Source organism: Bacillus sp. AFS023182, from assembly GCF_002560575.1.
GTDB classification, from domain to species: Bacteria; Bacillota; Bacilli; order Bacillales; family Bacillaceae_G; genus Bacillus_A; species Bacillus_A arachidis.
On sequence record NZ_NTRO01000051.1, the window covers coordinates 106,877 to 133,746 of the forward strand.

Sequence of the window (26,870 nt, forward strand, 5' to 3'; positions counted from 1 at the left end):
TTAATGGGAAATTTGAAGGATTTTTGTCTGATATTGTGCAAATTTAGTGAAAATAGGGGTTTTTGAAGAGTTTTTGTTGGAGAATAAGAAAAAGGAACGGAATTCGTTCCTTTTTCTTATTATACGTATAAAAATTTTGCTACTTTTTCACTTGGTAAGATGTTACCAACGAAGAATGTTCCGAATTCACCATAGCGAGCACTCACTTCATCAAAGCGCATTTCATATACAAGCTTTTTGAATTGAAGAATGTCATCAGCAAATAGTGTTACACCCCACTCGTAATCATCGAAGCCAACAGAACCAGTAATGACTTGGCGCACTTTTCCTGCATATTGACGACCAATTTTCCCGTGGCTGTACATTAGTTTTTTACGTTCTTCCATCGGAAGCATGTACCAGTTATCATCACCTTGACGACGCTTGTCCATTGGATAGAAGCAAATATGATTTGCTTTTGGTAATTCAGGGTATAAGCGTGCTAGGATTTGCGGGTTTTGGTATGGATCTTCATCAGCTGGAAGGTAATTACTTAGTTCAACAACAGATACGTAAGAGTATGCAGGAATCATATATTCAGCTAATGTTGTTTTATTTAATTCTGTTTCAATTTCATTTAACTCTTCCATTGTTGGACGTAAAATCATAAACATAATATCAGCTTTTTGACCAACAACTGTATACATTGCATGGCTGCCTTGCTTTGCAGACGCAACTTTGTTCCATTTCTCAATGACGTTTAAAAATTCAAACATTGCTTGTCCACGTTCATCACTAGATAATGTTTTCCATGCTGCCCAGTCGATAGAGCGTAAATCATGTAAACAATACCAACCATCTAACGTTTTTGCTGCTTCACTCATTTCTTTCACCTCAGTTAATGATATTTTACACGTTAACTATAGCATATATAGTTTTAAAGTCACCCATGTAAAGCTTTGATGCATAAAATTGTCACAATTAATAATGCTAGCTAGCGGAGTATATAAATCCATTTTGTTTTCACTTGGCATAGGGCAAAAAGTCCTGATTACTGCTATGCATAGACGGATGCTCTGTTCCATCTAAAAAGGAAGGTTTTCCATCAAAATAGAAATTTGACGAGGCTGAATTTTACGAAAATATAATCATTTTTATTTTCCCTATTTTTTAGGCGCTATAAGTTTAAAATATAGATGAAAAGAAGTATTCTTAAAGATAGAGTTTTTTAACATTTGTAGGAGGGTTTATTCGTGAGCAATTTATTTACAACAGTAAAAGAAAAAGTTCAAGGAAAAGGCATTTCGATCGTACTTCCTGAAGGAACTGATGAAAGAATTTTAGGCGCTGCAGAGCGTTTAGCAAAAGAAGAATTAGTAAAACCAATCTTAGTTGGTAATAAAGAAGAAATTAGCGCAAAAGCTGCTAGTATGAACTTAACATTAGCAGGCGTTGATATTTACGACCCAGCTACATACGAAGAAATGGATGCAATGGTGGCATCTTTCGTGGAACGCCGTAAAGGTAAAGCAACAGAAGAAGCTGCTCGTGAAATCTTAAAAGACGAAAACTACTTTGGTACAATGCTTGTATACATGGGCAAAGCACACGGTTTAGTAAGTGGTGCAGCTCACTCTACAGCTGACACAGTTCGTCCAGCACTTCAAATTATTAAAACAAAACCAGGCGTTACAAAAACTTCAGGCGTATTCATCATGGTACGTGAAGATGAGAAGTATGTATTCGCTGATTGCGCAATCAACATTGCACCAAACAGCCAAGATTTAGCTGAAATTGGTATTGAAAGTGCGAAAACTGCTGAGTTATTTGGCATCGATCCACGTGTTGCAATGTTAAGCTTCTCTACAAAAGGTTCTGCGAAATCTCCAGAAACAGAAAAAGTTGTAGAAGCAACTCGTATTGCAAAAGAAATGGCTCCTGAATTAACATTAGACGGTGAGTTCCAATTTGACGCTGCGTTCGTACCATCTGTAGCTGAGAAAAAAGCACCGGGTTCTGTTATTAAAGGTGATGCTAACGTATTCGTATTCCCAAGCTTAGAAGCTGGTAATATCGGTTACAAAATTGCACAACGCTTAGGTAACTTCGAAGCAGTGGGACCAATCTTACAAGGCTTAAACATGCCGGTAAACGATTTATCTCGCGGATGTAACGAAGAAGAAGTGTACAAGCTAGCTCTAATTACAGCAGCTCAAGCACTATAATTGAAAAGCCCCGCTATCATAGCGGGGCTTTTCTTACTTTTCAAGACCAAGTGCTTTATTGTTACGATCAATGATACGTTGTAAATTCATTTCGTATAAAGGAATTTCATCTACTGTTAATTGCGATGGTGTTAATTTGGGTGCGAAATGTTGCAATGTTTTGAATAAACGCATCATTAAATCTTGAACTGTAATTGTTTCGCCAAGTAGTTCAGATAAAGAAGCCATTGTACTCGGTACAATTTCAGGATACGTGAATCTTGTTTCTTCTCCTTGAATTGCTAAGTTGTAAAAATCGCGAACAAGTGCCGCACGTTCAGAACCGCTTCCTGTAGCGCATAAGTAAATTTGTACAGCTACACCTCCACGAATGCGGCGCTGTGAAATACCTGCGAATTTTTGATCACGAATGCTTAAATCATAGCTGCCGGGACAATAAGAGCCAACAATTTCTTTTGCCTCGATATCAACATCGTAATCTTTTAACATTTCTTTAATTAAATGCCACATTGTATCGTATCCAAGGTCGATATCAATTCCTTTTTCCGTTTCTTGAAATAGAAGCGATACATTTAAAACCCCTTCATCAAGTACGACTGCAAGACCACCTGAATTACGAACAATGACATTGAAATCCTTCTGTTTTAAAAAAGAGATTCCTTCCTGTAAATGAGGAAGCCGAGAATCTTGAATACCAAGAACAATTGTATTGTGATGAACCCAAGAGCGCATTGTCGAAGCAGATGTACCATTTCCAATTGCTGTGCACAATGTATCGTCCATAGCGAATGATTGAAGTGCATGGAAGGTAGGTCCTAAACTAGACTGATCCACAATACGCCACTCTGGTTGAGATAAAATCGAACGGGAATTGCCCATATAACTAACCCCTTATTTATAAAATGACAATCTTTATTATAACAAAATAAAAAGGATGCGGTTAGCGCATCCTTTTTATTCTGCAATTTTTTCTAAATTGCCGTTTCGATCCATGCGAAACGAGGTTGGTGTGGGCTCTTCATCGTCCATTAATGCTAATTTACGAGCACGGTTCATAATGTTCATAAGCGTTTCGTAATCTTCTTGTACTGTATTAGATTGTTGCTCTAGTTTTTCTAGTTTCTTTTCTAATTCTTCATTGCGAAGTATTTGTGCTTTTATTTCTTGTTTTAATCTCGTATTCTCGTTTTCAAGCGCTGTTACTTTCATGTTTGAAGACCCAACTGTTTGTAAAAAGTAAATGACATCTTGCATTGTAATAGAAGTTTTAGAAACAGTTTGCTCTGGATATGGAGTAGCCGTTTGTATAGCAGGTTCCTCATCATGGGTAGGAATGGCTGCTGAAGCTGGTGGTGTATAAAGAAGGCGTTTTTTGGCCTGTTCACCACTAGCAGCACGCATTTTATCTTTTCGATGTCTTTTTGCTAGTTGCAGAGCTTGTTCATAGCTATAACGAACAACTGCATTCCAACGAAAACCACAAGCAGCTGAGGTGCGATTTAGCTGATCTCCAACTTCTTCAAAGGCATTTAATTGTGTGCTTCCTTCTCGAACATGACGCAGTACGGTTTCAGCAAGTAATAAATCATCTTCGTCTGTCCAAGCATCTTGTCTTACTTTCATAGATTCAACTCCCTTTCTTTTTATAAACTTCCTATTTTTATAATGGACAAAAGAAAATGCTTTTATACAAAGCTTTTAAAAATATGGTAGATTTCGATGGAAGTAAGAAATGGGTGTACGAATGAAGGGCGTTCATAAAGGGAAAAATGAAGGAGGAAGTAAGGCTTTCTATTGTGGGAAATCATAGGAGAAAACTTGCATCAAGCCCCAAAGAACGGTAAAATACCATTTAGTGTTTATTGTTAAATGTACTTGTGAAAAGTTTAAAATAGAGGAAGTGTTATATCAAATGGGAAACGAATTTCGTGTGTGTGATGATTGTCAGGCGACGAACATTAAGACCTTGATACCAAAGCTCAAAAAAGTAGATTCATGTGCCAATATTGAGGTTGGATGTCAATCTTATTGTGGACCAGGTCGTAAAAAATCATTTGCTTTTGTGAATAATCGTCCAGTTGCAGCACCAAATGAAGATGAATTGATTAAGAAAATTGAGGCGAAATTAAATAAGTAAGAAGAAGAGTGAATATTTTACTCTTCTTTTTTTATTGTTAAAATTAAAAATTATTTTGGGATAACGAAATGAAATAAACATGTATGAATGAATAAATTTCATAGTATGGTATTGGTTTGATATTAATTACATTAGTTTTATATTGCAAAATAATGGTTGACAGCTTTTTATAACGGTAGGTAGAATAGAAAGTGTGATTATGAGAATCATTATCAGAATAGGTAGGTAACCCGATTTTCTTTTTTTGTTGTTTCTTGAGAATGAATTTCATTTTCTTAAATATATGTTGTTGGTTAGGGTGGTTGAGGGATGGAAGCAAGCGCGAGGAATTTTGAGCAACAAGAAGCAAATGTGAAAGAGATTAAGAGCAGACCGCTTATTGCTTCTATTATTTTAATAGCAGGAACAATTTTGTTAGCTTTAAGCATGGCAACCTCAATTTCATTTGGTGCAGCGGATATTAGTTTGAAAACTGTATGGCAAGCTGTCTTTCAGTTTGATGGTTCTTTGACGCATCATAATGTAATCTGGGAGTTGCGCATGCCTAGAGCAATTGGTGGTGTTGTTGCTGGTGCCTTTTTAGCTGTATCAGGTGCAATTATGCAAGGAATGACACGAAATCCACTCGCATCGCCATCATTAATGGGGATTACTGATGGAGCAGTATTTGGAATTGCAATTATGTATGCATTTTTTCCTAATTCACCGTATTTAATGTTTGTTATCGCTTCTTTTGTTGGAGCGGCATTTGGTGCAAGCATTGTATACGGAATTGGCGCTTCTTCACCAGGTGGACTAACACCTGTTAAGTTAGCGTTAGCCGGAGCGGCGATTAGTGCATTACTTGGGGCTATTTCATCTGGAATTGCGTTGTATTTCAATCTTGCTCAAGAAGTAAGCATGTGGAATGCAGGCGGCGTTGCTGGTGTGAAATGGCAGAGTATCGGTATGCTACTGCCAATTGGACTTGTTTGTCTCATTATCGCGATTATGATGTCGAGATATATTACAATTTTAAGTTTCGGTGAAGAAATTGCGATTGGGCTTGGACAAAATACAACATTAATTAAATTTATCGGAACTGTGCTTGTTCTTGTGTTAACGGGTTCAGCGGTATCTATGGCAGGGTCTGTTGGATTTGTTGGGCTTGTAATCCCTCATATGACACGTTTTCTTGTCGGTTCAGATTATAGATGGGTTATTCCATGTTCTGCTGTATTAGGCGGATTGTTAATTGAATGTGCGGATATGTTATCTCGTATTATTAATCCGCCGTTTGAAACACCAATTGGGGCGATTACAGCACTAATTGGGGTGCCATTCTTCCTCTACTTAGCGCGTAATGAAGGGAGAGGGAAAATGTGAAGACAACCGTCTTAACAAAAAAGAACATTTCAATTTTAACAATTTTATCTTGTTTAATTATTTCAGTATTTCTTATTAGTTTAAATACAGGAACGTTTAAAATTCCGCCAATAGATGTATTAAAATCATTGGTTGGACTTGGTGCGGAAGATCAGTCAGTCATTTTATTCGAGTTTCGTATGCCGCGTATGGTTATTGCTATATTAGTTGGTTCAGCATTAGCTATGTCAGGTGCAATTATGCAAGGATTATCACGAAATCCACTTGCTGATCCTGGAATTATCGGTATTAATGCCGGAGCGGGATTGACAGTTGTCGTTTTCGTATATTTCTTTTTTGGAAAAGTAGGGACCGGTACTCTGTTGTCTGTATTCATTCTGCCATTTTTCGCATTAGTGGGTGCAATAGTAGCGGCAGTCATTATTTATGTATTAGCATGGAAGGACGGCGTTTCATCAACCCGTTTAATACTTGTTGGTATCGCAGTAGCAGCTGGTTTTAGTGCAGTTAGCTTAATTTTTTCAATGAAAATGACGTCGAATGATTTCCGTTTTGCAACGATTTGGTTAGCGGGAAGCTTATGGGGAACAGACTGGAAATTCGTATTAAGCGTACTTCCATGGATGCTTATCTTTTTACCAATTGCGATTCGTAAAGCACACGTATTAAATGTAATGAACCTAGGAGATGTAGCGGCGGTTGGGCTTGGTGTAGATGTCGAGAAAGAAAGACGTAAATTATTATTTATCGCTGTTTGTTTAGCCGGGGCATCCGTTGCTGTTGCGGGTGGAATTGGTTTTATCGGTTTAATGGCACCGCATTTAGCAAGGCGCTTCGTTGGTGGAAAGCACCAAATTATGTTGCCGACAGCGGCATTAATTGGAACATTCCTGTTGTTATTTGCAGATCTCATTTCACGAAGCGTATTAACAACATCAGAAATACCAGTCGGTCTTGTTATTTCTGTAATTGGTGCACCATATTTCATTTATTTACTTATGAGAACAAAATAAAGGGAGGCTTTTTGTATGGCAACTTTAGCGGTTGATTCGGTATCTGTTGGCTATAATGAAGGATTAATTATTGATGGATTATCAGTGGAAATTCCAGAAGGGAAAATTACAACAATTATTGGACCAAATGGGTGCGGGAAATCCACATTGTTAAAAACAGCTTCTCGTATTTTGAAAGCAAAGCGAGGTACTGTTTACCTAGATGGAAAAGCAATCGAAAAACAGCCAACAAAAGAAATCGCAAAGAAAATGGCGATTTTGCCACAAACTGCAGAAGTGCCAACTGGTCTTACTGTGTTTGAACTTGTTTCTTACGGCCGCTTTCCTCATCAAAAGGGATTTGGCACATTGAAGGAAGAGGATTACCGTTACATTCACTGGGCGCTTGAAGTGACAGGAATGACAGAATTTGCGAATCGTCCAGCAGAAGCTTTATCAGGTGGTCAACGTCAACGCGTTTGGATTGCAATGGCTCTTGCGCAAGGTACGGATTTACTCGTACTAGACGAACCAACAACATACTTGGATATGGCTCACCAACTTGAAGTACTAAATTTATTGAAAAAATTAAATCAAGAAGAAGGCAGAACGATTGTTATGGTTATTCATGATTTAAATCATGCATCTCGTTTTTCAGATCATATGATTGCACTCAAGGCTGGTAAGTTAATGAAACAAGGAACGCCAGATGAAGTAATGACAAGTGAGACACTTCGTAATGTGTTTGAAATTGAAGCGCAAATCGTCCCATGTCCTGTAAACTGTAAGCCGATTTGTTTAACATACGACTTAATGATGGTTAATAATCAGTTACGTAAGAAAGCATAGACGGAATCTTCCCCTCTTATTTTAATAGAGGGGAGGGATTCTAATGGACGTTGAGCTTCTCATTCAAGGTGGGAAGTTGAACGCCCGTTAGAACGGGTTATAAACAATGTTTAATAAGAATATATTAATTAATAGTTGTATATGGTTTCTTATAGTTATATGTAACTTATAAGAGAAATACATCCAGAAGGAGTGGAAATATGAAGAAATTCAAAGTGGCATTTCTAGCAATGGTACTAGTAGTTACTTCTGTACTATTTGCAGCTTGTTCCTCTGATAAGAAAGAAGAAAAGAAAGCAGATGCGAAGGTTGAAGAGCGCACTGTACAACATGCAAAAGGGGAAATTAAAATTCCTGCAAATCCAAAGAAAATTGCTGACCTTAGTGGTTCAACAGAAGAATTGTTAATCTTTGGTATGAAACCTATTATTACAGCGAATACATCTCAGGAAAAAATTGATGCACATATTGCAGATCAATTAAAAGGTGTAAAACCAGTTGGTTCTGCTTGGGGAGATAAAATTAATATCGAAGCAGTAGCTGCCGCAAAACCTGATTTAATTCTTGTGAACGATCGTCAAGAGAAAATTTATGATCAATTATCTAAAATTGCACCAACAGTTATGCTAAAAACTCCATTAGATCAATGGCGTCCAAAGTTTGAAGAGTTAGGTAAAATCTTCGGTAAAGAAAAAGAAACAACTGCATGGTTTAAGAAATATGATGATAAAGCAAGCGGATTACACGATAAAATCGTTGCAAAAACTGGCGATGCGACATTCATGAAGATGGCTGCATATCCAAATGCATTCCGCGTATACGGTGACTACGGTTACGGTAGTGTACTCTTTAAAGATTTAAAATTACCAGCAGTTAAAGGTACACCAACTGATAAGCCGCTCGTACAAGTACAAAAAGAAGCGCTAATTGATTACAATCCAGACTACTTATTCGTATTCACAACTGGCGATGGTTCTCAGCGCTTAAAAGAATTCCAAGAAGAAACAATTTGGAAAAACATGAATGCTGTTAAGAACAACCACGTATTCACAATTAAGAATGAAGACCTAAACAAAGGGTACTTTCCACTTGGTAAAGAAATGATCCTAGACGAAGTTGCTGAGTTTGTTTTAGGAAAATAATATATAAAGAAAATCACTTTTGCTTTTGCGAAGGTGATTTTTCTTTATATAACAGCAAATTTATCATTTCAACAGAGAAAATCATCTTCTCTAAACAAAGGGAAGTAGGGGGAGTTCAATGATTTACACAGCCTTTCGTTTCTTTCTGTCTCCTATTTCGTTTATAATATAAAGTAAGAATGCAGTAAGGAAGGAGGGTGTCGATATTGGTATATTTAAACGACAAACTCAGCGAAACAAAAGTGTTTAAAGACCCAGTACATAAATATGTACATGTGCGCGATCGCGTCATTTGGGATTTAATCGGAACGAAGGAATTTCAACGTTTGCGCCGTATTAAACAACTTGGAACGACATTTTTTACATTTCATGGTGCGGAACATAGTCGCTTTACTCATTCATTAGGTGTATATGAGATTATTCGTCGTATGATTGATGATGTGTTTGATGGCAGACCAAATTGGAATGCAGAAGATAGATTGTTATGTTTATGTGCAGCGCTCTTACATGATGTGGGACATGGTCCGTTTTCTCATTCATTTGAAAAGGTTTTTTCATTAGATCATGAGAAGTTTACACAAAAAATTATTGTTGGTGATACGGAAATCAATGATGTATTAAGCCGTGTAGATCAGGAGTTTCCGCAAAAAGTAGCAGATGTCATTGCAAAAACGTCTGATAATAAATTAGCGATTAGTATGATCTCTAGCCAAATTGATGCGGATCGTATGGATTATTTGTTAAGAGATGCCTATTTTACTGGCGTGAAGTACGGGAATTTTGATATGGAACGTATACTCCGTGTTATGCGCCCATACGGAAATCAAGTAGTGATTAAAAATAGTGGTATGCACGCTGTTGAGCATTATATTATGAGCCGTTATCAAATGTACTGGCAAGTATATTTCCATCCAGTAACGCGCAGTGCAGAAGTGATTTTAACAAAAATTTTACACCGTGCAAAAACATTGCATGAGCAGTATTACACATTTAAGTATCATCCTGTACATTTCTATTCTTTATTTGAAGAAGAAGTAACGGTAGAGGATTATTTAAAGCTAGATGAGAATGTAATGTGTTACTACTTCCAAGTATGGCAAGATGAGGAAGATCAAATTTTAAGTGATTTATGTCGCCGATTTATGAACCGAAATCTCTTTAAATATGTAGAATTTACAGAGAATCATGGTTTAGATAATTGGATGGAATTAAGTCGATTATTTAAAAAGATTGGGCTCGATCCAGAGTACTATTTAGTTGTGGATTCAACATCGGACTTACCGTATGACTTTTACCGTGCTGGAGAAGAAGAAGAGCGGCTTCCAATCTTACTTCTTATGCCGAATGGAGATCTCAGGGAGCTTTCACGTGAATCTGATATTGTAGAAGCGATTACAGGTAAGAAGAGAACAGATCAAAAACTCTTCTATCCACATGATTTAATCTATGAAGATGGAAGAAAAGGAAAATATAAAGAAAAAATTATTGAGTTATTAGAAGGAAAGAAATAAGAAGCAGTCATAGGACCGCTTCTTATGAAAGAAACCTGAATTTATTTGTCGCTTAAGCGTTTTCCGCCAACTGCATAATGATTTTTAGACATTTCTTCGATGAAAACAACGATGTTTTCTTCTGGAGCACCAGTTGTTTCGCTTACTGCTGCTGTTACTTTCTCGGCAAGAGCTTTCTTTTGTTCTTCTGTGCGTCCTTCTAGCATTTTCACTGTTACGTATGGCATGTACAATCGCTCCTTTTATGTAAGTTACAATCTTATTATAACGGATTATGAAGAAGAACAATCAGAAAAACAAATATTTTCTTTTTTTGACATAATGAAGAGGAGATGAAGTATGGAGAATTTCTTTGTATATCCACTGCACCAAATACCATTGGTAGCAATGGCTATTATTATTGCATTGTCTGTGCATGAATTTGCGCATGCATATGTTGCATACAAGTTTGGAGACGATACGGCCAAAAGACAGGGACGTTTAACGTTGTCGCCAATGTCTCATTTGGACCCAATTGGGATGATTGCCATATTAATTATTGGATTTGGTTGGGCACGCCCAGTGCCTGTTAATCCATATAACTTTAAAAAACCACGTCTTGCGGGTGTTTTAGTATCGATTGCAGGGCCGATTAGTAACTTTATTTTAAGTGCTATAGGCTTAATTATTTGGTACAGCCTGATAAGATTTGGAGTGCTAAATGCTATTCCGTTTGCGGTGGCAGATACATTACGTCAATTCTTTCAAATTTTTATTACTCTCAATATTGTTCTACTTGTTTTCAACTTATTACCGATTCCACCGCTTGATGGATATCGTGTGATTGAAGATTTAGCACCAGCAAATATTCGTGCAAAAATGACGCAATATGAGAGATATGGAGCGATCGCTTTATTGATTCTTGTTATTACACCGCTTGATCGCTATACTATTCAGCCGATCTTCCAAGTGGTAATTCCGCACGTACTAGGTTTTTTAGAAAGTATAATTGCGCCTATATTCGGCCTTATATAGTAAATGAGTGAGGAGGAGTTTACATATGACAGAGAAGAAGAAAAAAATCGGTTTTAATATCGTGAAGAACGATTCGACAGATGGACATGGTGGTTTCGGTGTTGGAGCGCTGAGCTTAGAAAATATTTCACCTGTTTTTGTAGATGTAATGGAACAAAATGCATTTGTTGATATTGGTGCAATGCACGCGCGTAGTACTGTGGAAAAAGGGATTAAGTTTTTAACAAACAAAGATGAGGTTCCAAACGGCAAACCATATTGGCTTGTGTGGGTAACGATTGAGAGAACAGTAAAAGGTGCTTATTATGCAGGTGTAACAGCTTGTGAAATGACAGTTGACCGTGAAATTCGCCGTGGTTATAAATCACTTCCAGAGCACGTAAACAAGATGGATAAATCATTAAAACGTCACATCATGGTTGATCATATGGATGAGCCATCTAAAAAGGTGCTTGGAACATTCTTGAAAGAGCATAATGAAGCAATTTGGAACGAATCTAGTGAAGAATTGCGCCATGCATTATTAGGAGAATAAAGTTAAAGGCTACCAGAGGAATTCCTGGTAGCCTTTATTTTAATATTTTATGTTGTATATTGTTGGAACGTTGCTATGTTTTACCATGGAAAATATCTTTTCCACCAGCTGTCTTTTTTCTTCTCTTTACTAGCCTTCTCGAATTCTTCTTTGTCATCAACATGAGCCATACAATATTCAGTCGGTTCGGTTCCTTTTGTAAAATACATTTTCACAGAAGCAGGACAGCCTTTCGTTGCGATTTTTCCATTTTCGGGATTGATATTTACAGCAACGACGTCACTTGGTTGTTTGAAATCTTTTTTAGGCTGACCGTCTAGCCCTTTTTCCATTGTATCGGCCCAAATCTTCTTGGCGTATCCTTGCTCTGCCGGATTTGAGATGGATTTAGGCTGATCGTACCCGACCCAAACACCGGTTACAATTTGCGGAGTAAAGCCAATCATCCAACTATCCGTTTCTGTGGATCCAGATTTCCCTGCGTATGTGCGCGATAGTTTTTGAAGAAGGGATTGTCCTGTAACGGAGGCATAGCCACTCAAATTTTTATTGAACATTCCCGTCATCATCTCTTCCATTACAAACGTATTGTTTTTATCGAGCACCTGTTTACTTTCTAAATGCGCATCATATAAAATGTTTCCTTCGTTATCGACAACGCGGCGAATAAGGGTGGGTTTAACTTGCTTCCCGCCGTTCGCAAACATGCTATACGCACTTACCATTTCAATTGGTTTTACAGGGGAAGTACCAAGTGCAAGAGATGGTACATCTTTTAGTGAACTTGTAATACCAAATTGTTTAGCGGTTTTCGCAAGGGAGTCTTCTCCTAAAAATAAATGTGTTTTCACGGCATATACGTTATCTGATACTGCAAGAGCTTGGGCCATCGTTACAAAATCATCGGCATAGTAGTCTTTATAATTTTTTGGTTTATATTTAGAAACACCGTCGCCTAATGTAAATACTGTATATTCACTTTTTAAGCGAGTTGCTGGTGTAAATCCTTTTTCAAGTGCAGCGTAATATAGAAACGGCTTAAAGGTGGATCCTGGTTGGCGAGATGCTTGAGTCGCTCGGTTAAATTGACTCTCTTTATAATCTTTTCCGCCCACAAGAGCCGCTACTTCTCCTGTTTTCGGATTCATTGAAATAAGAGCCGTTTGTATATTTGTCGTTTCCGGAATCGTATCTTTTACAGCTTGCTCCGCTATTGTTTGTAGCTTCTGATCAAGCGTGGTGTAAATACGAAGCCCACCACGGTGCAATGTTTGTTCATCTAGTCCAACGTCGTGAAGAAGCGAGTTTTGCACAGCGTCTTGGAAATAAGGGGCTATTTGTGCTACTTCTTTTGTTTCTAATGAAGCAAACGTAAGCTTCTCTTTTTTTGCAGAGGATGCTTGCCCCTTTGTAATATAACCTTGCTCTACCATTTCATCTAAAATGATTGATTGTCGTGTTTTTGCCCGTTCTTCCTTTAAGTAGGGAGAGTATACACTGGGACCTTTTGGGATACCAGCTAACATACTTGCCTCTGCTAATGTTAAGTCACTAGCAGATTTATTAAAGTAAAGACGAGAAGCGGCTTCAATACCATAAGCACCGTGTCCGTAATAAATCGTATTTAAATACCCTTCTAAAATATGATTCTTGTTGTAATTGACCTCAAGACGAATCGTATATATTGCTTCTAATGCTTTTCGTTTCCAAGTCTTATCATGATCTAAATATAGATTACGGGCGTATTGCTGCGTAATGGTACTAGCACCTTGAACTTTTGCCATTGCTTTTATATCGGCAATGATTGCGCCGATAATTCGTTTTATATCGAAGCCATGATGATCATAGAATCGTTGGTCTTCGATAGAAAGTGTCGCTTTTCTTATATAAGGAGAAATTTGATCAAGAGATACGCTATAGCGTTTTTGTATCCCATTACTTTGTCCCATTACAGTATCATCATTCGCATAAAAGGTGCTTGTTTGCGGAACGACGATGGGAGGTGGCCCCATAATCTTTGCTGCTATGATGATAATAAAAAAAGAAAAAACGAAAAAAAGTACGCATGAAAAAAGTGCGGTGAAGAAAAGACGTTTATATTTTTGAAGTTTTGGATTTACAGTTTGGCCCATCTTTTTCATCCCCTCATCATATACTTTTACCTTCCTATTCAAGGGCAGGAATCCCTCGTCGATTAATACTAGTATTGAGGGTTTTTTCGTATTTTAAACACAAAACAAAAAAGAGCTCCTTTCTTAAGAAAGGAGCTCAAAAGCACGCATAGGCCAATCTGTAATAATAACATCTACGCCGTAATCAATCATAGTTTGTAAATCTTTATATTCATTGATTGTATAGGGGCGGAATACATAGCCTTGCTGCTGTGCAGTTTGCACAAATTCTTTTGTTAGTAGCTGAAAGTTAGGGTGTAATCCGGCTGCTTCTCTTTTCTTCGCTTCAGCAAGTGGATCGGCAATTGGTTCATCATATAAGATGGCTCTTGGAATTTCAGGTGCGAGTTCTGCAAGAGAAGAAACAGATTCATGATTAAAAGATGAGAATATAATTTGATTAGAAAGATGATATTCACGAACAAGATCCACAACCTTCTCCTCGATATTTGGATAGTGAATTACATCTGTTTTTAGTTCAATGTTTAACTGTAAATTTGTCGTAGATAACCAAATGAATACTTCACGTAAGGTTGGGATTTTCGCTTCGTGGAAAGAAGGATTTTTATGGCTACCCGCATCAAGAACTTGTAATTCTGCTACGGTTTTTTCAGAGACCAATCCAGTTCCATTTGTTGTACGATCAACAGTTTCATCGTGAATTACAACAAGCTCACCATCTTTCGAAAGGTGAATATCAAGTTCGATGCCGTGGGCACCAACGCGCTCCGCTTCTTGGAAAGCGATCATTGTATTCTCTGGATGTGTACCTTTAACTCCACGATGGGCAAAAATAAGTGGTTGTTTCATTTGAAAATCTCCTTATAAGTTCATTTCTTTCATTATGAAACTGTAGTGAATAAAATACAATCTATATGCCAAACATTTACAAAAACATAACAGTTGCATGAAAGTTAACGTTAACGTAAAATGTAATAATGTGATGGAAGGGGGAATATACATGTATAAGATCGATGAAGTAACAAAGCAAGTTGGTTTAACAAAACGTACACTTCGTTATTATGAGGAAATTGGTTTAATTCATCCACCGGAGCGCAGTGAAGGAAACATTCGCCTTTATACGGATGAGGATATTGTCCGTATTAAAAAGATTGTAGAGGCGAAAGAAGTACTAGGAATCACACTTCAAGAAATGCAGCATTTCTTATCGTTAAAAGAGCGCATGGAGCAAAGACGAAATAGTGACAATCCACGTGATCGCGATGTGATTCGAGAAATTAAGAATATGCTCGAGAAACAAGTACAAACGCTAGATACAAAAATGAAACAAATGGAGCGCGTGAAAGCAGAATTAGAGAATAGTTTAGAGCGTGCAACTAGATTTTTGGATGAAACAAAAGGAGAGTAATGAATATGGAGAGCCAACAAAAATTCGGAAGATTAATTACAGTGTTGGCTACTTTTCTTGCCTTTTCAGGCATCGGAGTAGTCGATCCTATTTTGCCCATTATTGCTGAGAAGATAGGGGCAACACATTGGCAAGTGGAGATGTTATTTACAGCTTATATTTTAACGATGGCAATTATGATGCTGCCAGCTGGTTTATTCGCAGCGCGGTTTGGTGATAAGAGAATGATGACGATTGGTCTCGCAATTGTAACTGTGTTCGCTTTTATATGCGGTGTATCACAAACAATTACACAGTTATCTCTTTTCCGTGCAGGATGGGGATTAGGTAATGCAATGTTCTTCGCAACAGCGATGACATTATTAATTGCACTTAGTAAAGAAGTACATGAAGCGGTTGGTTTATATGAGGCGGCAATCGGTTTAGGGATGGCCGGTGGTCCATTATTAGGTGGTTTACTCGGCGGATATTCTTGGCGTTATCCATTTTTCGCGACAAGTCTTTTAATTTTACTAGCATTTATTCTTGTTTTCTTTTTTGTAAAAGAACCGGAGCGAAAAGTAAAGCGTAAAGCAGCTGGTGTAGGGGAATTACTTAACTTGATTAAATATAAACCGTTTATGCAAGGTGCTATTTCAGGCATGTTATATTATTATGGATTTTTCGTTGTGTTAGCATATTCACCACTTATTATGCATTTATCAGCAATTCAGCTCGGTTTTGTATTTTGTGGATGGGGTTTAGCGCTAGCATACGGATCTGCGATATTAGCACATAAACTGGAAGGTAAATATGAGCCGAAAGCATTGCTACGTTTTAGTTTATTTGTATTTGCGATTTTGTTAATTGCATTATTCTTTGTGAAAGTCATGTGGTTACAAATTGTTCTTATTGTATTATCAGGATTAGCATCTGGACTAAATAACGCTTTATATACAAGCTATGTCATGGATATTTCACCTTATGAAAGATCTATTACATCCGGCGTATACAATTTCGTTCGTTGGCTTGGCGGAGCAATTGCACCAATTTTATCAGGAATTATCGGTCATGCGATTTCACCGCAAAGTCCGTTTTTAGTTGGAGGAATTGTTGTTTTAGTTGGTTGTGTGATGATTTTACTTCCTGTTAAAGAAACTATAAACGCAGAGACAGAAACCCTTTCATAAGAAAGGGTTTTCTTTATTGTTAAATATAGTGTTTTTGCAATTTACGAACGAAAGTAATTTTACCAAAATATATTTTCGGTATTTTTGTACTTTTAACTATACATTTTGTATGTTTTGTTTTATTTTTGTTAGGGGACATTAATGATGTCCCTATTATAAATTTGCAATGAAAGGCGTGATTGTACGATGGAACTATGGTTCACTGAAAAACAAACAAAACATTTTGGAATTACGGCGCGTATTAACCGCACATTACATACGGAGCAAACAGAATTTCAAAAGCTTGATATGGTTGAAACTGAAGAATTTGGAAACATGCTTATTTTAGATGGTATGGTTATGACAACAGAGAAGGACGAGTTTGTGTATCATGAAATGGTAGCGCACGTACCTTTATTTACACATCCAAACCCTGAGAACGTATTAGTTGTTGGCGGTGGCGATGGCGGTGTAATCCGTGAAGTATTAAAGCACCCAAGTGTAAAGAAAGCAACACTTGTTGAAATCGACGGTAAAGTAATCGAGTACTCTAAACAGTACTTACCATCAATTGCAGGTGCTCTAGATAACGAACGTGTTGAAGTGAAAGTAGGAGACGGCTTTTTACACATCGCGGAAAGTGAAAATGAATATGACGTAATTATGGTTGACTCTACAGAGCCAGTAGGACCAGCAGTAAACTTATTTACAAAAGGATTCTATGCTGGAATCTCTAAAGCGTTAAAAGCAGACGGTATTTTCGTTGCTCAAACGGATAACCCTTGGTTTACACCAGAATTAATTTCAACTGTGTTTAAAGACGTTAAAGAAATCTTCCCAATTACACGTTTATACACAGCGAATATCCCAACATATCCAAGTGGAATGTGGACATTTACAATTGGATCTAAAGAGCACGATCCATTAGAAGTAAGCGAAGAGCGTTTCCACGAAATTGAAACGAAATATTACACAAAAGAACTGCATAAAGCAGCATTCGTATTACCGAAATTTGTTGGAGACTTACTTAAATAGAAAAGCGGAGGCGGCTTGTTCAGAATAGGAGGGGGATGGAGCTTCAGACGTAGAGGCGATTTTTGCCTCGTAGGAAGAAGCGAAGCCACCGAGTATTCTAGCCGCAGCAGCTGGACAAATAGAAAAGCGGAAGCAGCTCATTCAAGGTGTGCGATAGAACGGACATGCTAGCTGCTGACGCTATTATAATAAAATAATCTTCTATCGCTAAAAGAAGATTGAGGTAAATCGAGAAAGAGGAGTATAGCACTCCAAATTTGAGAAATAATGAAAGGTTGGGATACCTTAAGTTCCACATAAGGAGGAAAAGAATATGCGTTTTGATGAAGCTTATTCAGGTAAAGTATTTATTAAAAGTCATCCAAGTTTTGAAGATGCAGAGGCCGTAATTTATGGGATGCCAATGGATTGGACAGTAAGTTACCGTCCAGGCTCTCGTTTTGGTCCTGCACGTATTCGTGAAGTATCGATTGGACTAGAAGAGTACAGTCCATATTTAGATCGTGAACTAGAAGATGTAAAATATTTTGATGCTGGTGATATTCCGCTACCATTCGGAAATCCACAACGCAGTATAGACATGATTGAAGAATATGTAACAAAACTATTGGATGCCGGTAAGTTTCCACTAGGTCTTGGCGGTGAGCATCTAGTGTCTTGGCCAATTTTTAAGGCAATGGCAAAAAAATATCCGGATTTAGCAATCATTCATATGGATGCTCATACTGATTTGCGCGAGTCATATGAAGGAGAGCCTTTATCTCACTCTACACCAATTCGTAAAGTGTGCGATTTAATTGGTCCGGAAAACGTATATTCTTTCGGAATTCGTTCTGGAATGAAAGAAGAATTCGAATGGGCAAAAGAAGTGGGCATGAACCTATACAAATTTGACGTGTTAGAACCGTTGAAAGAAGTATTACCAAAGCTTGCAGGACGCCCAGTTTATGTCACAATTGACATCGACGTATTAGATCCAGCGCATGCTCCTGGAACAGGAACATTAGAAGCTGGTGGTATCACATCGAAAGAACTATTAGATTCCATCGTAGCAATTGCAAATTCAAATATAAAAGTAGTTGGAGCAGACTTAGTAGAAGTAGCTCCAGTCTATGATCATAGTGATCAAACACCAATCGCAGCAAGCAAATTCGTGCGGGAAATGCTTCTTGGTTGGGTAAAATAAAAGCGGAAACGGCTCGTTCAGAATGGAAGGGGGATGGAGCTTCAGACGTAGAGGCGATTTTTGCCTCGCAGGAAGAAGCGAAGCCACCGAGCATTCTAGCCGATTTGCAGCATCGATATCGACGATTCGACACAACATATCGACCGTTCTTTAAAATTCGAAAACCAGCTGCAAACAATCTGTATTAAAAGAGGAGCTAGTCCCATTTAGTGGGGCTAGCTCCTCTTTTTTTATGCAACTTTTTCTTCTGTAGAGATTCCGCGAATTTCATCAGCGGAACGAATTGGGTACTTACGGAAAATAATAGTTCCGATGTAACCGATAATTGTGGTAACAATTCCACATAATATAGCTGCAATCGCTACTTTTATTCCATCGTTGAATCCAAAGAGAACAAGGAGTCCTGGAATTGGTGATGCCGTACCGGGTGCATTGTTTATAAGTTGGAATAGGGAGGTAATAATACCAGCAAGTGCACCACCAACAAAGTTTGTTGTATAAATTGGAATTGGATTCGCTGCGACAATATCAGCTTGTGTTAATGGTTCAATTGCGACAGCGATTGTATCTTTCTTTGAACAAATCTTTAAACGTTTAAAGAAAATAAAGTTCATTGGAGCAGAGGCTGCTACTGCAAGACTACCAATAGCCATTGGTAAACCTGTTAAACCAAGCATCGCAGTTAGAGCCATGGAGCTTAATGGAGATGTAGAGATAACTGTGATGAGCCCGCCGAGCATAATCCCCATAATAACCGGGCTTTCTGTAGTTGCAATTGAAATAATAGAACCAATTTTTCCAAGTGTTGCATTTACAACGGGATCCATGAGCATAGCCATTCCGCGTGAAAGAGGTGCTGCAATGAATAAAATTGCAAGGAATTCTACGCCAGCTGGCAATTTTTTCTCGAGAAATTTCACGACAAAGGCACAAATATAACCAGCAAAAAAGCCTGGTAAAATACCAAATCCACTTGTGGCAATACCGATTAAAACAGCATATACAGGAGATACACCAATTGCGAGTGCTACCAAAATTGCAGCTGCGACACCGCTCATACTACCAGAGGCCTGTCCAACTGATTGTAAAAAGCTGTTATGAAACATTTCTCCACCGATATAACGATGGAATGCTTCAATAAGAAAGCTTGCGATCGCAGCGTTGGCCAAAGCGCCCATTGCCTTCATTCCGTAAGGAGCACGGTAGCTAAACAGTGTGAAAAGAAAAAGTACAACGAGTAGTAGTGCTAAACCTTGTAAGATAGCCATTTGAAAACTGTCTCCTTTTTGATATTTATTATAAAAATTTGTATTATTCAATAATAATACAAAAATTGTTTAAACGGAAAATTTTTTTATTAAGAACATACTACAAATATTTTTCCTTACAATTGTGTAAGGAAAGTGTAATACATTTCAATGGTGTATAGTATGTCCCATTCTGTATAATACAGATATCAATATGTGATTAATCAGAAGGATATATAAATAGGAGGCCATGTATGAAATTGGTAATAAAAGTGTTAGCTGTATTTGCCATTATTTTAGGTGGTACAGCGTATTATTTACAAACAAAAACAGAAGGTGTTCAGGCGTTTGTCGATAACTTCTTTTCAAATAAAGAAATACAAGATTATTATGCGGTTATAAATAAGGGCGAGAAGATAGACGATGAATATTTATATACATTAAATGGTTACTCAGAGAACGGGAAACAGCAAACAATTAAAAAGATGGTGAACCATCAATTGCACTCAGGTGATTTTATAAAAATTTACGCGAAAGGCATGCAGGGGAAAGGTTGGGCTGAAGTTTCAAAAGAAGAAATCCCAGAAAGGGCTTTAAAGAAATTACAAAAAGTGTAAAAGGAGCGAATTGTGCGCTCCTTTTTTAATGTGTTAAAACTGTAATAGATGTGTTTGTTTGACTTGAAATAATTTTTGCGCGCCCGCCAATTGGGAAAGTAAAAATTGGGGTAGTATGCCCAAAGTTAGCATTTGCAATTACAGGAATATGGGACAGTTCTTGTTTTGAATAAGTCATTTCTTGAATATCTTCTATGACAGCTTCAGAATCTTTTTGTAGTCTTCCAAGTACAATGCCTTTTACATGTTCAAAGTCTGGTTGTTGGATGAGAGAGTGTAAGTAACGATCGAAAGTTTTAACTGTAGCTTTTCCGGTTAAAGAGTCTTCTTCTAAAAATAATATTTTATCTCGTAAGCTTGGCATATATTTTGTGCCTTGCAACAAATTAAAGGTACTCATATTACCACCAATAATTTTTCCAACTGCTTCACCTTCATGCAAGGAGATATAACCTTCATTTTGGAAGAAAGTTCGATTTTCTTGATCCATATACCAAGGGTCATCGCTCCACGTTTCAGCAGGTTGTATTTCTATCGACTCTTCAGAAGTCATGCATTTTAAAAAGTAATCTATTGTATAATCAAGCCCTTTCTCCATTCCGAATGAAGAGAAGTGGGGACCCGAATATGTAATCAGACCAGTCTTTGCATAAATTGCATTACCTAAAGCAGTAATATCAGAATAACCACATAAAATTTTGGGATTGCTGCCAATTAAGTCGTAATTTAGATGACTTAGTAGCCCGTTGGAATTATATCCTCCAAGTGTTGTCAAGATTGCTTTTACGCTTGGATCAGCGAAAGCTTCGTGAAGATCATGGATACGGGAAGAAACAGAGGAGGAAGTAAAACGGTCAATTTCTTCCGCATTTTTTGAAAATGTAACGCGAAATCCCATAGCTGCTAGTCGTTTCATAGCAAGCTTTCGGTTATAATCTGAAACAATACTTAAACTAGAAGACGGTGAAATAACTCGGATTTCATCTCCCTTTTTTAACTTTGGCGGTATCATTTTTCACATCTCCTTTTAATGAAAGAAAATTTAGATTTAAAAGATATTTTATCATAGGGGATAGATCTTTATAAATTGTTTTTTTGGAACAGGGTTTTCCTGATTTTTCAGCAGACAGACAGAGGTTTTTTTTGATATGATAGAAAAAGTGATTTATTATAAAGTTTATTTAATATCTATAACATGTTGAAAGGTGTGCAAGACGTGGAGAAACAACTTGCAGGCTTGCCAGTACACGTTCATTTCGTAACAGAAATCCGTGAAGGGGCACGAAAGGAGACCGTTGCTTTTGAGGCAAATGGTCAATACTATGTAAAAGGTCAAGGTACATACGTAACGTTTCAAGAGCCGAACGAACAAGGCGAAGTAAAGACAATCATTAAAATTCAAGGTGAACAAGTTCTTATTATGCGTTCAGGTGCTGTTTCGATGCGTCAGACGCATGTGAAAGGTGAATGGACAACTGGTACGTATACGAGTGAGCTTGGTACGTTTACATTGCAAACGAAAACTGATAACGTTCTTTTTAAATGGTCGGACGAGAAGAAAAAAGGACAACTCTTTTTAACGTACGCATTGCTTCTGGGTGAACAAGAAGCTGGCCGATATACAATTACGATTAATTTGAAGGAGGCAAAATAATGAACTCTTTAGAACAAGTAAAAGAATTGATTAAAGAAGAAATTAAAGCTGCCGTATTGAAAGCAGAATTAGCAACAGAAGAACAAATTCCAAACGTTGTATTAGAATCTCCAAAAGATAAAACACATGGTGATTTCTCTACAAACATGGCGATGCAGCTTGCGCGCGTAGCAAAAAAAGCTCCTCGTATGATTGCAGAAGAATTAATTGCAAACTTCGATAAAGCAAAAGCTTCTATTGAAAAGATTGAAATTGCTGGTCCTGGTTTTATTAACTTCTACATGGATAACAGCTATTTAACAGATCTAATCTCAGCGATTGTTAATGCTGGTGAGGCTTATGGTGAGACGGATACCGGTAAGGGTGAAAAAGTACAAGTTGAGTTCGTATCTGCAAACCCAACAGGTGACCTTCACTTAGGACATGCACGTGGTGCGGCAGTAGGTGATACGTTATGTAACGTATTAGCTAAAGCAGGATATGATGTATCTCGTGAATACTACATCAACGACGCTGGTAACCAAATTCATAACTTAGCGCTTTCTGTTGAAGCTCGTTACATGCAAGCATTAGGTTTAGAAAAAGAAATGCCAGAAGACGGCTACCATGGTGCGGATATCATCGGAATCGGACAACGCTTAGCTGAAGAGTTTGGCGACCGTTATGCAAAAGTTGATGAGAAAGAAAGCTATGAATTCTACCGTGAGTACGGTTTGAAATACGAATTAGCAAAACTTCAAAAAGACTTAGAAAGCTTCCGTGTTAAGTTTGATGTATGGTTCTCTGAAACATCACTATACAAAAACGGAAAGATTGATCAAGCTCTTGCAGTATTAAAAGAGCGTGATGAAATATTTGAAGAAGATGGAGCAACTTGGTTCCGTTCTATGACTTATGGTGATGATAAAAACCGTGTATTAATTAAAAATGATGGTTCTTACACATACTTAACGCCAGATATCGCGTATCACCGTGATAAATTAGAGCGCGGATTTGATAAATTAATCAACATTTGGGGTGCTGACCACCACGGCTACATTCCTCGTATGAAAGCTGCAATTCAAGCGCTTGGTTACGATAAAGAGACGTTAGAAGTAGAAATCATCCAAATGGTACAACTATACCAAAATGGTGAAAAAGTAAAAATGAGTAAGCGTACAGGTAAAGCCGTTACACTTCGTGAGCTAATGGAAGAAGTAGGCGTGGACGCAATGCGTTACTTCTTTGCAATGCGCAGCGGTGACTCTCACTTAGACTTTGATATGGACTTAGCGGTATCAAAATCTAACGAAAACCCTGTATACTATGCACAATACGCTCATGCACGTGTATGCAGCATCCTTCGTCAAGGTGAAGAGCTTGGATTAACTACAGGCGGAGATGTAAACTACAAACTTGTTGCTTCTGAAAAAGAAGTAGACTTACTGAAAAAACTTGGTGAATTCCCAGCGGCAGTTGCCGAAGCAGCGCAGAAGCGCCTGCCACACCGCATTACAAACTATGCGTTTGAATTAGCAGCTACGCTTCATAGCTTCTACAATGCAGAAAAAGTATTAAACCAAGATAATTTAGAATTAAGTAAAGCTCGTTACGAATTAATGCGTGCAGTACGCATCACACTTCAAAATGCATTAGCATTAGTTGGTGTATCTGCGCCAGAGAAAATGTAATAGGAAAAAAGATACCTATTTTTGTTTATAAATGATATACAAGTTGATATAAAACGTCTGATCGGTCTATAGACCGATCAGACGTCAAAGAAAGAAACACACCGAAAAGTCATATAGGGAGAACCTCACGTATGGCTTAATAACAGGAAGCTGCAACAGAAAAAGAGATGGCAAAGCTATCTCTTTTTCTGTTGCAGTTTTTTACTCTAATGTATGTGACAAAAATATGTTGTGGTGATAAAAGGAAAATAGAAAATCACCAATTAACTATTGCTTTTTTAGAATGATTCTAGAATAATAGGTTGTTGGGGGGTAAATTCATCAAAAAGCCGTACATGTCGTATTAGTTGATGGAATGTTACCAGGAAATGGTGTAATCGTTGTGAATAACATTGTTACAACCATGCGAAATACTAAACTAACACTGCATCTAATCAAGTATCTACACAAATTAGTAATGAATCATGAAAACTTCCAACCTAGTCAAAAAACTAGGGATTTTATGTCTAAAATAGTACATATAGTCCAACTAAGGTTTTCATGATTTGATAAAAATAATGAAAGGATATAAATCTCTCGATTTTGATATTATCATCACTTATATATAAATTTCTCGATGTTAAAATGTAATGTCACCTTAGAAAAGCTAACGCTTCTTAGCGAGTAAGTGAAATGTATGTATAAGTTCATTTTAATTCTTCGACATAGTCATAGATCTATTAGGCAAATTACTTTTTCTCGACACTCATTTATAGACTCCAAAAATGAAAAGGCTGAATTTCATATTTCCGCACGATTCACATGTAATTATTTTCCAGTAAAACTCTTTTTTAGTTACCCCCAAAATTCGTTCCATTGTATTCAGATTTGGAGAATAGGACTTTTATCTTCATAGGTAAACAATACTTCGTTCGGAGCGTTTTTAATCATATAGCGCTTATATTGGAACGCTTCTTGTTTTTCTTGTCAGATTGTTTCGGTGTGTAGTTCAGTTGTGTAACGAAACATAAAATGTTTTAACATATGGCTAATTTTACTTCGACTCATGATGACAGAAAACGAAGACATATCTTCAATGACATCCTTTAGAGTACGAGTATCCTAGCACGTTTCACAGCTATAACATTCTTCGGCTGGTGTGCTAAATTCGATTGTACGCTGTACTTCTTGTCATTCTTCAGGAGGATAAGTATGGAAGGTGGCCAAATGCATATTTACTATGAAATAGTTTGCCCATACTTGCCCGCACTGAAAACTTTTACGTACTGAGCAATCGTTCCGCGATGGATATGGAGAAGTTTTGAAACCCCTACAGCATAATAAATAAGATGAATGATGGTCATGAGTTTTATCGTGAATGCTTGTTGAATTGTCTTCTCCTGACTTTGAGGTTATCCTATGACCTGTTCATGTGTTTTTGTAATTTGAATTCCTTTATCTATTTTTGGTAAGTAATATAGACCGGAAATAACACAGTTTAGACATGTCGGAGAAATTAGATGAATCGATATACAAAGCAAATTTCAAGTCTCTAAGTAATAGAAGAGTTGAAAAAAGAGAAAAAGATGATAATAGCTATCAAACATATTTAAGGAAAATGGCTTAATGACATTGAATAATAGAATCTTTGTCATAGTATGTTTGTATCAGGATTTATATGCATTCAATTTTATAGGGAGGAATCACACAAAGTATGTATTTAAAAAGAATAACTTCGATTTTTTCGATTATAATGATTTTGATGTTTACTATAGGTCAGAGTTTAATGCCTATAATCGCAAATGCACAAGAGTTAAATACATTAGGACTTGTGGATAGCTTTAAGATTGATAAAACAGATTTACAGAGCGGAGAACTGACCAAAGTAACTGTAAACTTCAGTGAAAAAGATGGAGTTAGGCTGAAACCTGGAGACACATTAACATTAACGCTGCCTCCAGAATTAAGCGGCATGAGTACAACGTTTAATTTAGGTGATTATGGTACTTGTAAAGTAACGTCAGGTACTGTGGTATGTACATTTAATGAAAAAGTAGATGCATATGAAAATATTACAGGGTATTTAAATTTTAGAGTGCAAGCTACTCAAGTAGGAACTGATGAAAAGAAAGAAATTGAAACAAATTTCGGTACAAATGTAGATAAACAAGCTGTAACAATTACCGGCCCAAAAGGTGGTGGTGGTACAGAGCCTGGAGAGGGACCATTTTTTTATAAAACTGGTGATATGCTCTCAGGGGACGATGAAGTACGTTGGTTCTTGAATATAAACCTAAATAAAGAAAAGCTAAGTCGTGATATTGTTGTGTCTGATCGTTTGCAAGAAGGTCAAACACTTAATAAAGATAGTTTCAGGGTAGATATTAATAGTGATCTAGGCCGTCAAAATTTATCACTGCAAGAGTTTGAATCTCAAGGTTATGGAAAGATTACGTTTACTAGTGATACCACATTTAAAGTTTTGCTTTATAAGGATAAAGCAAATCTTACCTCCTTTTCGATTGCTTATACAGCTACTATAACGGAAGCCGGAAAGAAGCAAGAATTCTTTAAGAATGATTATACGATTGATTACCAAGTTCTAGACAAAGAACCAGTTACTGATTCAGGTAGTCACTCGGTCGAAAATATGGCAGCTGGTGGTGGTGCTGAAGGTAACCAGGTTCCAAAAGGAAAGCTAAAAATTGTTAAACATATTGAAGGAAATAAAGAAAAAGTAATCCCGAATGTTTCGTTTAAGTTGTATAAAGAGTCTGGTGAACAAGTTGGGGGCGAATATAAAACAAATGAAAAAGGGATAGTTGAAACTCCTAAATTATCACCAGGTAAATATTATGTGCAAGAAGTTTCGGCTCCAGACTATATTGATTTCGATCCTCAGAAAAAAGTAGAGTTTGAAATAAAATCAGATGCTGAAAATGGAGTCGAACTGGATATTCCAAATAAAGTGAAAACTATATCTGTTTCAGGAACGAAGATATGGAATGACAACAACAACAAGTTTGGCAAACGCCCAGAAAGCAT

At 37.2% G+C, this 26,870-nt stretch carries 26 protein-coding genes; 18 read left to right on the forward strand and 8 right to left on the reverse strand.

The features are described 5' to 3' along the window. Positions 1 to 119: 119 nt before the first annotated feature. Complete coding sequence (gene hemQ, locus CN288_RS20100; protein ID WP_026592080.1) at positions 120 to 863, reverse strand: hydrogen peroxide-dependent heme synthase; 744 nt, start codon at positions 861 to 863, stop codon at positions 120 to 122. Between the two features lie 369 nt (positions 864 to 1,232). Here hemQ and pta point away from each other — a divergent pair, with 369 nt between their 5' ends. Further along, the gene (pta, locus tag CN288_RS20105) at positions 1,233 to 2,204 is read left to right on the forward strand and encodes a phosphate acetyltransferase (protein WP_026592079.1); all 972 of its coding nucleotides are present in this window, start codon (positions 1,233 to 1,235) and stop codon (positions 2,202 to 2,204) included. A gap of 33 nt (positions 2,205 to 2,237) precedes the next feature. Here pta and CN288_RS20110 read toward each other — a convergent pair whose 3' ends face one another. Continuing rightward, positions 2,238 to 3,083 carry a lipoate--protein ligase family protein gene (locus CN288_RS20110; RefSeq protein ID WP_098302959.1) on the reverse strand — a complete coding sequence of 282 codons (846 nt, stop codon included), beginning with the start codon at positions 3,081 to 3,083 and terminating at the stop codon, positions 2,238 to 2,240. Between the two features lie 75 nt (positions 3,084 to 3,158). Continuing rightward, positions 3,159 to 3,827: an RsfA family transcriptional regulator gene (locus tag CN288_RS20115; protein ID WP_026592077.1), complete on the reverse strand. Its 669-nt coding sequence runs from the start codon at positions 3,825 to 3,827 to the stop codon at positions 3,159 to 3,161. Between the two features lie 289 nt (positions 3,828 to 4,116). Between CN288_RS20115 and CN288_RS20120 the strand changes: the two genes are divergently transcribed. From CN288_RS20120 to CN288_RS20145, 6 genes are all read left to right on the forward strand, one after another. Next, positions 4,117 to 4,341: a DUF1450 domain-containing protein gene (locus CN288_RS20120; protein WP_017153617.1), complete on the forward strand. Its 225-nt coding sequence runs from the start codon at positions 4,117 to 4,119 to the stop codon at positions 4,339 to 4,341. Between the two features lie 309 nt (positions 4,342 to 4,650). Then, positions 4,651 to 5,706 (forward strand): FecCD family ABC transporter permease, encoded by a 1,056-nt coding sequence (locus tag CN288_RS20125; RefSeq protein WP_026592076.1) that lies wholly within the window; start codon positions 4,651 to 4,653, stop codon positions 5,704 to 5,706. Then, positions 5,703 to 6,719: a FecCD family ABC transporter permease gene (locus tag CN288_RS20130; RefSeq protein ID WP_098302960.1), complete on the forward strand. Its 1,017-nt coding sequence runs from the start codon at positions 5,703 to 5,705 to the stop codon at positions 6,717 to 6,719. The genes CN288_RS20125 and CN288_RS20130 overlap by 4 nt, the downstream gene beginning before the upstream one ends. A gap of 15 nt (positions 6,720 to 6,734) precedes the next feature. Further along, positions 6,735 to 7,547, forward strand: a complete 813-nt coding sequence (locus tag CN288_RS20135; protein ID WP_026592074.1) for an ABC transporter ATP-binding protein — start codon at positions 6,735 to 6,737, stop codon at positions 7,545 to 7,547. A gap of 200 nt (positions 7,548 to 7,747) precedes the next feature. Further along, positions 7,748 to 8,689, forward strand: a complete 942-nt coding sequence (locus tag CN288_RS20140) for an ABC transporter substrate-binding protein (RefSeq protein ID WP_026592073.1) — start codon at positions 7,748 to 7,750, stop codon at positions 8,687 to 8,689. A gap of 206 nt (positions 8,690 to 8,895) precedes the next feature. Beyond that, positions 8,896 to 10,200: an HD domain-containing protein gene (locus CN288_RS20145; protein ID WP_026592072.1), complete on the forward strand. Its 1,305-nt coding sequence runs from the start codon at positions 8,896 to 8,898 to the stop codon at positions 10,198 to 10,200. A 41-nt stretch (positions 10,201 to 10,241) separates the two neighbouring features. Here the strand turns inward: CN288_RS20145 and CN288_RS20150 are convergent, their stop codons facing one another. Next, positions 10,242 to 10,427: a 2-hydroxymuconate tautomerase gene (locus tag CN288_RS20150; RefSeq protein ID WP_001147171.1), complete on the reverse strand. Its 186-nt coding sequence runs from the start codon at positions 10,425 to 10,427 to the stop codon at positions 10,242 to 10,244. 112 nt (positions 10,428 to 10,539) lie between these two features. Between CN288_RS20150 and CN288_RS20155 the strand changes: the two genes are divergently transcribed. Together CN288_RS20155 and CN288_RS20160 are read left to right on the forward strand one after the other, a co-directional pair. Further along, positions 10,540 to 11,214 (forward strand): site-2 protease family protein, encoded by a 675-nt coding sequence (locus tag CN288_RS20155; RefSeq protein WP_026592071.1) that lies wholly within the window; start codon positions 10,540 to 10,542, stop codon positions 11,212 to 11,214. A gap of 25 nt (positions 11,215 to 11,239) precedes the next feature. Further along, entirely contained in the window at positions 11,240 to 11,749 is a 510-nt protein-coding gene (locus CN288_RS20160; protein WP_026592070.1) for a YwhD family protein, read from the forward strand. Positions 11,750 to 11,829: 80 nt separating this feature from the next. On the opposite strand, the gene CN288_RS20165 is transcribed toward CN288_RS20160, so the two are convergent. Next, a complete protein-coding gene (locus tag CN288_RS20165; RefSeq protein WP_098302961.1) occupies positions 11,830 to 13,881 on the reverse strand; it encodes a transglycosylase domain-containing protein in 2,052 nt (683 codons plus the stop codon). A gap of 123 nt (positions 13,882 to 14,004) precedes the next feature. Continuing rightward, positions 14,005 to 14,730 carry a glycerophosphodiester phosphodiesterase gene (locus CN288_RS20170; RefSeq protein WP_026592068.1) on the reverse strand — a complete coding sequence of 242 codons (726 nt, stop codon included), beginning with the start codon at positions 14,728 to 14,730 and terminating at the stop codon, positions 14,005 to 14,007. Positions 14,731 to 14,881: 151 nt separating this feature from the next. Here CN288_RS20170 and CN288_RS20175 point away from each other — a divergent pair, with 151 nt between their 5' ends. The 5 genes from CN288_RS20175 (at position 14,882) to CN288_RS28410 (ending at position 18,846) form a co-directional block, all read left to right on the forward strand. Further along, positions 14,882 to 15,289 carry a MerR family transcriptional regulator gene (locus tag CN288_RS20175; protein WP_026592067.1) on the forward strand — a complete coding sequence of 136 codons (408 nt, stop codon included), beginning with the start codon at positions 14,882 to 14,884 and terminating at the stop codon, positions 15,287 to 15,289. 5 nt (positions 15,290 to 15,294) lie between these two features. After that, positions 15,295 to 16,458, forward strand: a complete 1,164-nt coding sequence (locus CN288_RS20180; protein ID WP_026592066.1) for an MFS transporter — start codon at positions 15,295 to 15,297, stop codon at positions 16,456 to 16,458. Between the two features lie 186 nt (positions 16,459 to 16,644). Further along, positions 16,645 to 17,472: a polyamine aminopropyltransferase gene (speE, locus tag CN288_RS20185; protein ID WP_026592065.1), complete on the forward strand. Its 828-nt coding sequence runs from the start codon at positions 16,645 to 16,647 to the stop codon at positions 17,470 to 17,472. Between the two features lie 313 nt (positions 17,473 to 17,785). Next, entirely contained in the window at positions 17,786 to 18,658 is an 873-nt protein-coding gene (gene speB, locus CN288_RS20195; protein WP_003209245.1) for an agmatinase, read from the forward strand. Further along, positions 18,646 to 18,846, forward strand: coding sequence for a hypothetical protein (locus tag CN288_RS28410; RefSeq protein ID WP_081811027.1), 201 nt, complete (start codon positions 18,646 to 18,648; stop codon positions 18,844 to 18,846). The genes speB and CN288_RS28410 overlap by 13 nt, the downstream gene beginning before the upstream one ends. Positions 18,847 to 18,888: 42 nt before the next feature. Here the strand turns inward: CN288_RS28410 and CN288_RS20200 are convergent, their stop codons facing one another. Next, positions 18,889 to 19,926 (reverse strand): PTS sugar transporter subunit IIC, encoded by a 1,038-nt coding sequence (locus CN288_RS20200; RefSeq protein WP_026592064.1) that lies wholly within the window; start codon positions 19,924 to 19,926, stop codon positions 18,889 to 18,891. Between the two features lie 233 nt (positions 19,927 to 20,159). Here CN288_RS20200 and CN288_RS20205 point away from each other — a divergent pair, with 233 nt between their 5' ends. Further along, a complete protein-coding gene (locus CN288_RS20205; protein WP_026592063.1) occupies positions 20,160 to 20,522 on the forward strand; it encodes a YxeA family protein in 363 nt (120 codons plus the stop codon). 25 nt (positions 20,523 to 20,547) lie between these two features. Here the strand turns inward: CN288_RS20205 and CN288_RS20210 are convergent, their stop codons facing one another. Next, positions 20,548 to 21,534 carry a S66 family peptidase gene (locus tag CN288_RS20210; protein WP_026592062.1) on the reverse strand — a complete coding sequence of 329 codons (987 nt, stop codon included), beginning with the start codon at positions 21,532 to 21,534 and terminating at the stop codon, positions 20,548 to 20,550. A gap of 204 nt (positions 21,535 to 21,738) precedes the next feature. Here CN288_RS20210 and CN288_RS20215 point away from each other — a divergent pair, with 204 nt between their 5' ends. The 3 genes from CN288_RS20215 to CN288_RS20225 form a co-directional block, all read left to right on the forward strand. Next, entirely contained in the window at positions 21,739 to 22,176 is a 438-nt protein-coding gene (locus tag CN288_RS20215; protein ID WP_026592061.1) for a DUF1934 domain-containing protein, read from the forward strand. Then, complete coding sequence (argS, locus tag CN288_RS20220; RefSeq protein ID WP_026592060.1) at positions 22,176 to 23,846, forward strand: arginine--tRNA ligase; 1,671 nt, start codon at positions 22,176 to 22,178, stop codon at positions 23,844 to 23,846. The genes CN288_RS20215 and argS overlap by 1 nt, the downstream gene beginning before the upstream one ends. Before the next feature lie 1,765 nt (positions 23,847 to 25,611). Beyond that, positions 25,612 to 26,870: collagen binding domain-containing protein (locus tag CN288_RS20225; RefSeq protein WP_255260022.1), on the forward strand; the 1,259-nt coding region annotated here is incomplete at its 3' end.

Bases quoted from the DNA above. Each gene is read 5' to 3' on its own strand.
- hemQ (WP_026592080.1), bottom strand. From the start codon at position 863: ATGAGTGAAGCAGCAAAAACGTTAGATGGTTGGTATTGTTTACATGAT.
- CN288_RS20110 (WP_098302959.1), bottom strand. From the start codon at position 3,083: ATGGGCAATTCCCGTTCGATTTTATCTCAACCAGAGTGGCGTATTGTG.
- CN288_RS20115 (WP_026592077.1), bottom strand. From the start codon at position 3,827: ATGAAAGTAAGACAAGATGCTTGGACAGACGAAGATGATTTATTACTT.
- CN288_RS20120 (WP_017153617.1), top strand. From the start codon at position 4,117: ATGGGAAACGAATTTCGTGTGTGTGATGATTGTCAGGCGACGAACATT.
- CN288_RS20125 (WP_026592076.1), top strand. From the start codon at position 4,651: ATGGAAGCAAGCGCGAGGAATTTTGAGCAACAAGAAGCAAATGTGAAA.
- CN288_RS20135 (WP_026592074.1), top strand. From the start codon at position 6,735: ATGGCAACTTTAGCGGTTGATTCGGTATCTGTTGGCTATAATGAAGGA.
- CN288_RS20140 (WP_026592073.1), top strand. From the start codon at position 7,748: ATGAAGAAATTCAAAGTGGCATTTCTAGCAATGGTACTAGTAGTTACT.
- CN288_RS20150 (WP_001147171.1), bottom strand. From the start codon at position 10,427: ATGCCATACGTAACAGTGAAAATGCTAGAAGGACGCACAGAAGAACAA.
- CN288_RS20155 (WP_026592071.1), top strand. From the start codon at position 10,540: ATGGAGAATTTCTTTGTATATCCACTGCACCAAATACCATTGGTAGCA.
- CN288_RS20160 (WP_026592070.1), top strand. From the start codon at position 11,240: ATGACAGAGAAGAAGAAAAAAATCGGTTTTAATATCGTGAAGAACGAT.
- CN288_RS20165 (WP_098302961.1), bottom strand. From the start codon at position 13,881: ATGGGCCAAACTGTAAATCCAAAACTTCAAAAATATAAACGTCTTTTC.
- CN288_RS20170 (WP_026592068.1), bottom strand. From the start codon at position 14,730: ATGAAACAACCACTTATTTTTGCCCATCGTGGAGTTAAAGGTACACAT.
- CN288_RS20175 (WP_026592067.1), top strand. From the start codon at position 14,882: ATGTATAAGATCGATGAAGTAACAAAGCAAGTTGGTTTAACAAAACGT.
- CN288_RS20180 (WP_026592066.1), top strand. From the start codon at position 15,295: ATGGAGAGCCAACAAAAATTCGGAAGATTAATTACAGTGTTGGCTACT.
- speE (WP_026592065.1), top strand. From the start codon at position 16,645: ATGGAACTATGGTTCACTGAAAAACAAACAAAACATTTTGGAATTACG.
- speB (WP_003209245.1), top strand. From the start codon at position 17,786: ATGCGTTTTGATGAAGCTTATTCAGGTAAAGTATTTATTAAAAGTCAT.
- CN288_RS20200 (WP_026592064.1), bottom strand. From the start codon at position 19,926: ATGGCTATCTTACAAGGTTTAGCACTACTACTCGTTGTACTTTTTCTT.
- CN288_RS20205 (WP_026592063.1), top strand. From the start codon at position 20,160: ATGAAATTGGTAATAAAAGTGTTAGCTGTATTTGCCATTATTTTAGGT.
- CN288_RS20210 (WP_026592062.1), bottom strand. From the start codon at position 21,534: ATGATACCGCCAAAGTTAAAAAAGGGAGATGAAATCCGAGTTATTTCA.
- argS (WP_026592060.1), top strand. From the start codon at position 22,176: ATGAACTCTTTAGAACAAGTAAAAGAATTGATTAAAGAAGAAATTAAA.